Source organism: Spirulina sp. 06S082 (assembly GCF_034932145.1).
Lineage (GTDB): Bacteria > Cyanobacteriota > Cyanobacteriia > Cyanobacteriales > Spirulinaceae > CCY15215.
Genome location: NZ_JAYGHV010000206.1, coordinates 1 through 5974, shown reverse-complemented (window position 1 = coordinate 5974; position 5974 = coordinate 1). Strand labels below are relative to the sequence as shown.

Annotated in this window: 6 protein-coding genes; 5 read left to right on the top strand and 1 reads right to left on the bottom strand. The window is 42.4% G+C overall.

The genetic code is table 11. The features are described 5' to 3' along the window. A partial coding sequence (locus VB714_RS14295) for a sensor histidine kinase (protein ID WP_323225269.1) occupies window positions 1-431 on the top strand: 431 nt, incomplete at its 5' end. 17 nt (window positions 432-448) lie between these two features. Here the strand turns inward: VB714_RS14295 and VB714_RS14290 are convergent. Continuing rightward, window positions 449-1780: an FAD-binding oxidoreductase gene (locus tag VB714_RS14290; RefSeq protein ID WP_323225267.1), complete on the bottom strand. Its 1332-nt coding sequence runs from the start codon at window positions 1778-1780 to the stop codon at window positions 449-451. A gap of 59 nt (window positions 1781-1839) precedes the next feature. Between VB714_RS14290 and VB714_RS14285 the strand changes: the two genes are divergently transcribed. The 4 genes from VB714_RS14285 to VB714_RS14270 form a co-directional block, all read left to right on the top strand. Then, a complete protein-coding gene (locus VB714_RS14285; protein ID WP_323225265.1) occupies window positions 1840-2883 on the top strand; it encodes a hypothetical protein in 1044 nt (347 codons plus the stop codon). 59 nt (window positions 2884-2942) lie between these two features. Next, window positions 2943-4094 (top strand): glycosyltransferase family 4 protein, encoded by a 1152-nt coding sequence (locus VB714_RS14280; protein ID WP_323225264.1) that lies wholly within the window; start codon window positions 2943-2945, stop codon window positions 4092-4094. After that, window positions 4091-5314, top strand: coding sequence for a glycosyltransferase (locus VB714_RS14275; protein ID WP_323225263.1), 1224 nt, complete (start codon window positions 4091-4093; stop codon window positions 5312-5314). The genes VB714_RS14280 and VB714_RS14275 overlap by 4 nt, the downstream gene beginning before the upstream one ends. Window positions 5315-5344: 30 nt before the next feature. After that, the coding region (locus VB714_RS14270; RefSeq protein ID WP_323225261.1) for an NAD-dependent epimerase/dehydratase family protein at window positions 5345-5974 on the top strand (630 nt) is incomplete at its 3' end.

Here is a 5974-nt window from a genome sequence, read left to right as displayed (position 1 = left end):
TACCTCAAATGGCGTGTTATGCAGGACAACTTAATCAAGTTTTTATGAATTTGAACCTGAATGGAATTGATGCGATCGAGGAGAAAAAGCAAAGGAAAGAGAATGAAAAAAATAAAAAACAATTGCCAGGTACTCCCGATAACAATTCTGATTCTCATAGAATTACCGTGATAACAGAATATCAGGAAGAAGGCGCGATCGTTATTCGCATTCGCGATAATGGAATTGGTATGAGCGAGACTATCAAACGTAAGATATTCGATCCATTTTTTACAACTAAACCCGTTGGAAAAGGAACGGGTATGGGTTTATCCATTGGTTATCAAATTGTTACTGAAAAACATAAAGGAACATTAGGATGTAGTTCTATTCTTGGAGAAGGAACGGAATTTACGATTGAACTTCCCGTGAATGTAATTCTTCAGAAGTAATAATTGCAGGCGAAAATCTATTGTCCTCTATCTAACCATGCCCGCATTTTACCTGGATTTAATAAACCATAGGGATCGACTCGTTCTTTAAATGCTAACTGTATTGGATCGACAATTTTCCGCCCGCCATCCTCTAAAATATAAGTGTGTGGGTTAGCTATTCCTGCACCATTGTCTTCGTGATATTTAATAATCTCATTTAATCGTTCTTCCGTCGAATAGCGAACCAACTGCAACCCCGCAGGGATCGCTTTTCCTCCTGCACGAAGAAACTCCAAATGAATCATCACCTCATCGCCAAAATAATGATACATTTGCTCGACTCGTTCTAAATTCCAATAAAAGGTTTGTAAATAGGTTAAATTAGGGTCAATGCTGCGAGCGAGAAGCGTGGTATGATTCCAGCCAAATTCAACCAAACTCGTTCCTTTTTTCGCTTCCTTTGCTGTTTTATTGTACGTGATTTTTCCTCCCCATTCCTTCACTAAATCGTAAAACGGTTCGAGAGAAGACTCTGCAATCATTAGTAAAGCACAGGATTTTTCTGGGGAAAGATAATCTTTCAGTGCGGTAAAATAAGTAGGAATGGGAGCAGCAAAAACACTAATCCATTTTTTCACTAAACCATCAGAATCGGCGATCGCCTGCCCGAATTTGGCCGCCTCCAGAAACTCATCAAATGTTACAATTAACTCAGCCCAAGGATAAGCCGGTGCGAGAGGAATTTCTAATAGGGTAATAATGCCATTTGTTCCGTAAGCATGATTGACTTGTTGTACTTCATCTCCTCTTAATTCTAATACTCTCGGTTCCTCCTCCATGGTCACAATGCGAACCGCGTGAAGATTGCCGCGATCGCGCAATTGTCCGTAATTAATCGAACCTGCACCCACACTTCCTCCCCCGATAAAACCGCCAATGGTTGCAGTGCGATAAGTTGAAGGATACATTCGCAATTCCCAGCCAATTTCTCTTGCTTTCTTATCCAATGCTGCTAATTTAACCCCCGGTTCTACACTAGCCAAACCGGGTTCGATCCAGTGAATCTTATTCATGGGAGTTAGATCGAGAACAATACCTCCCTCCAGGGGAATGCACTGTCCATAATTACCTGTTCCTGCCCCTCTAACTGTTAAAGGAATCTTATTTTTAACGCAAACTCGCGCAACTTTGAGAACATCCTCCTCATTAGCAGCACGAACCACCAGATCGGCACGTTTGTCCGCAAGTTGAGCTTGTAAAATAGGACTGAAGTGATAGTAATCGAGAGATAACTTGGCAACTTGACTGGCATCAGTCACGATCTCCAGTCCATCTAATTCAGCAGTGATTTTATTCCAATTGATCATTGGGAAATATAAGTTTCGTTTCTATCGTATAATTGTATCGAAGATTGAACCATAATAGTGTGACCCGTTTTATTCACGACCAATTTGCCAAACAGTATTTCAGCGAACTTCTCTCTCCTTTAGGAACAACAGAAACAAGCAAAGAAATCAGTTCTGAGATTCGCCAGATGGATATCTTTTTTACCCCTTTTCCTCGTCCCCAAATCAATCCTAAAGCATTAGGGATATTGGGACAACTCGCGACAACTGCTGCTGTTTTTGAGCCTTTCCGTAACCCCGTCACCTCTGGCGATATTCGTTCTTGCATGGGAAAATTATTTAGTTTGCACGCAAATTCGGAACGAGAAGCCAACCGCGATCGCGATCGCGATCGCCTCAAAGAAGAACAACTTCCTCACCTCTGGATCCTCACCCCAACCGCGTCTGAGAACCTCTTACAAGGTTTTCATCCCTTACCCACAGAGGAGGATGGAAACAAGGGAATCTATTTTTTCGGACGTAGTTTCAAAACGTCTATTATCGTCATCCATCAACTCCCCGTAACTCGCGATACCCTCAGTTTAAGACTATTGGGACGAGGAACGGTTCAACAGCAAGCAGTGAGAGAACTACAAGCGCTCCCAGAAAACGATCTTCTGCGAAGAAATGCGTTAAAATTAGTGAATAATCTTATTGCTGTCTTAACTGCACGACAACAAAAAGAACAAGATTTAGAAAGCGATGAGCAGGAGCTAATTATGAACTTAGAACAAATGTATGAGCAGCAACTCGAAGAAATTCGACAAGAAGCCAGACAAGAAGCTAGACAAGAAGGCCGACAAGAAGGCCGACAAGAAGGCCGACAAGAAGGCCGACAAGAAGGCCGACAAGAAGGCCGACAAGAAGGCCGACAAGAAGGTGTAAAACAAACAACTCGTAATTTTATTGAAACCCTTCTCAGACTTCGCTTTGGCGATATTGACGAGGAACTGACTGGTGTTATGGACGCGATCGCCACTCTCCCTTCAGAAGAATTTACTCCCCTCCTCCTGCAATTATCTCGTGAGGACATATTAACCCGGTTTCGCGATCGCCCTGCAACTTCCCCCGATTTAAACTCTTAATTGTGTTATAAGGCGATCGAACTACCAGTAGAATAATGTAGAACATTCGGAGAAGTTTCATGCCGAACGATCGCATTGCTTGGTTAATTCCTTCCGTCGAGTTAGGGGCATACTGGCAGCCTGTTTTACAACATTTTACAAAAGCATTTGAGAAAACTATCTTTTACACCGGACAAGTTTGGCCGAATTTCGATGCTAAAATGCCTGGTGCGTCGGCGATCCAAATTGTCGGCAAAGCAGACTTTGTAGAAACAAAAAAAGTTGAAACGGGATATGGACGGGGATTTATTGTTGTTTCTCCCAATATTATTTTTTATCTCCTCAAATATAAGCCCCGCGTTGTTCTTCCTCAAGCCTTCTCTTTATGGACATTATTAAGTGTTCTCTTTAAGACTATTGGCGGTTGGAAAATTGTTCTCATTTACGATGGAAGTTCCCCCAATACGGATTTCCGCGATTCTACGTTTCGCACTTTTGCCCGTCGTTGGTTGGCTCAATTTGCTGATGCTTTTGTCGCCAATAGTCACGCGGGAGAAAGATATTTAGTAGAAGCGCTAAAAGTCCCCAAAAATAAGATTTTTGTTAAAACTTACCTCGTTCCTGATGCAGAAGCCTTACAGAAGCAATTAACAACCGCAGAGCGTCCAAAGTTAGAAGGGGTGCAGCAGCCTATTTTCCTTTATGTAGGGCGAATTACTCAGAGGAAAGGTCTAAAAACACTTCTCAAGGCTTGTGGAAAATTGCGATCGCGGGGATATGATAATTACACCCTGTTAATTATCGGCACCGGGGATCAAAAAGCAGAGTTAGAACAACTCATTGCAGAAGAGAAAATCAAAGAGCGAATACGCTGGGAAGGTTGGGTAGAATACGGTCGTTTAGGGGCGTATTTTCAACAGTCGGATGTGTTTGTTTTCCCCACTTATGAGGATGTTTGGGGTATGGTTGTTCCTGAAGCAATGGTATTTGGTAAACCTATTCTTTGCTCAAAAGGTGCGGCTGCTGCGGAGTTAATTGTAGAAGGAGAAAATGGCTATATTTTCGATCCTCTCGATCCTGAAGAATTAGCGGAGAAAATGCAATATTTTCTCGATCGCCCAGATTTAATTGACTCGATGGGAAGGCGATCGCAGGAAATTATTGCCCATACTACTCCCGAAACAGCAGCCCAAGGATTTGTTGATGTGATTTCCCAGGTATTGAAACAATGAAAATTTTACTCTCTGCTTTTGCCTGCGAACCTGGACAAGGCTCCGAAGAAGGAGTAGGCTGGAATAATGCAATAGAAACGGCAAAATCTCACGAAGTTTGGGTGGTTACTCGCGTGTTTTATCAAGCTGCGATCGAGGCAGAATTAAAACAAAATCCCATTCCCAATCTCCATTTTATCTACGTCGAACCTTTTGGCTGGAAAGAGAATTTTAAAGGCAGACAAGGAGGATTACAACTGCATTATTATCTCTGGCAAATCCTCGCCTATTTAGCTGCTCGCAAGCTCCATAAACAAGTTAAACTGGACTTAACTCGCCATGTTACCTATGTTAAATTTTGGTCGCCAAGTTTAGTTTGTTTGCTTCCCATACCGTTTATTTGGGGACCTATTGGGGGTGGAGAAGCTGCCCCAAAACCTTTTTGGCAGGACTTTAGTTTTAAAGCTAAACTATACGAAACTGCACGAGATATTGCTCAAAGAATGGGTGAATTCGATCCCTTTACTCGTTTAACTGCAAAGCGGAGTGTATTCACTCCCGTTACTACGGAAGATACTGCACAACGAGTGCGTAAAATGGGGGCAAAAAATGTCCATATTTTCTCAGAAGCAGGTTTATCAGAAGTAGAAATCGAGACTTTAGGGCAATCTCCTTCTCCTCCAGAATCTCCCATTCGTTTTATTAGTATGGGTCGTTTTTTGCACTGGAAAGGCTATCATTTATCTGTACGGGCATTTGCTTGCGCTAATCTTCCCGATGCCGAATACTGGATGTTAGGAGATGGACCCGAACGAGATAATTTAGAAACAATGGCACGAGAATTGGGCATTGCATCGCAAATTAAATTTTGGGGAAGAGTACCGCGATCGCAGAGTTTACAGCTTCTCGGCCAATCTCATGTTTTGGTGCATCCCAGTTTACACGATTCTGGGGGTTGGACTTGCTTGGAAGGAATGGCATCCGGTCGTCCTATTCTTTGTTTGGCTTTAGGGGGTCCTGATACTCAAGTTACTCCCGAAACAGGCATTAAAGTCGCCGCGATCGACCCCGATCGCGCAGTGGAAGGGTTAGCAAAAGCTATGACTCACTTAGCCCATGATAAAGAGTTGCGCGATCGCCTCGGTCAAGGTGGCAAAAAACATATTCGAGATGTTTTTACCTGGTCGGTTAAAAGCAAATTTCTCAATCAAGTGTATCAAGATGCTGTTATCAATAAGTAAAGATTAAAAATAAACAACAAATAATTAATTATGTCTATTGCAATTATTACAGGTTCTGCGGGTTTAATCGGTTCGGAAGCCTCTCGATTTTTCGCTTCTCAAGGATTAGAAATTGTCGGCATTGATAACGATATGCGACGGGTTTTCTTTGGCGATGATGCTTCGACGACATGGAATCGCCAACGTTTGGAAAAAGACTTAGGAGAAAAATATACTCACGTTGCCATAGATATCCGCGATCGCGAAGCCATTGAAAATCTTTTTAAACAATACGGAAAGGAGATAATTCTGGTTATTCATACTGCTGCACAACCCTCCCATGATTGGGCAGCCCGCGATCCACATACGGATTTTAGCGTTAATGCAAATGGAACTTTGAACTTATTAGAAGCGACGCGCAACTATTGTCCGGAAGCTGCTTTTATTTTCACTTCTACCAATAAAGTTTATGGCGATACTCCCAACCGTTTGCCGCTAATAGAACAAGAAACACGCTGGGAAATTGACTCCAATCATACTTATGTAAATGGCATTCGAGAAGATATGTCTATCGATCGCACAACTCATAGTTTATTTGGTGCATCCAAGGTTGCAGCCGATATTTTAGTGCAAGAATACGGGCGTTATTTCGAGATGAAAACTGCTTGTTTTCGCGGTGGA

Excerpts from the sequence above, each read along its gene's own strand:
- VB714_RS14290 (WP_323225267.1), bottom strand. The coding sequence starts at position 1,780 with ATGATCAATTGGAATAAAATCACTGCTGAATTAGATGGACTGGAGATC.
- VB714_RS14280 (WP_323225264.1), top strand. The coding sequence starts at position 2,943 with ATGCCGAACGATCGCATTGCTTGGTTAATTCCTTCCGTCGAGTTAGGG.
- VB714_RS14275 (WP_323225263.1), top strand. The coding sequence starts at position 4,091 with ATGAAAATTTTACTCTCTGCTTTTGCCTGCGAACCTGGACAAGGCTCC.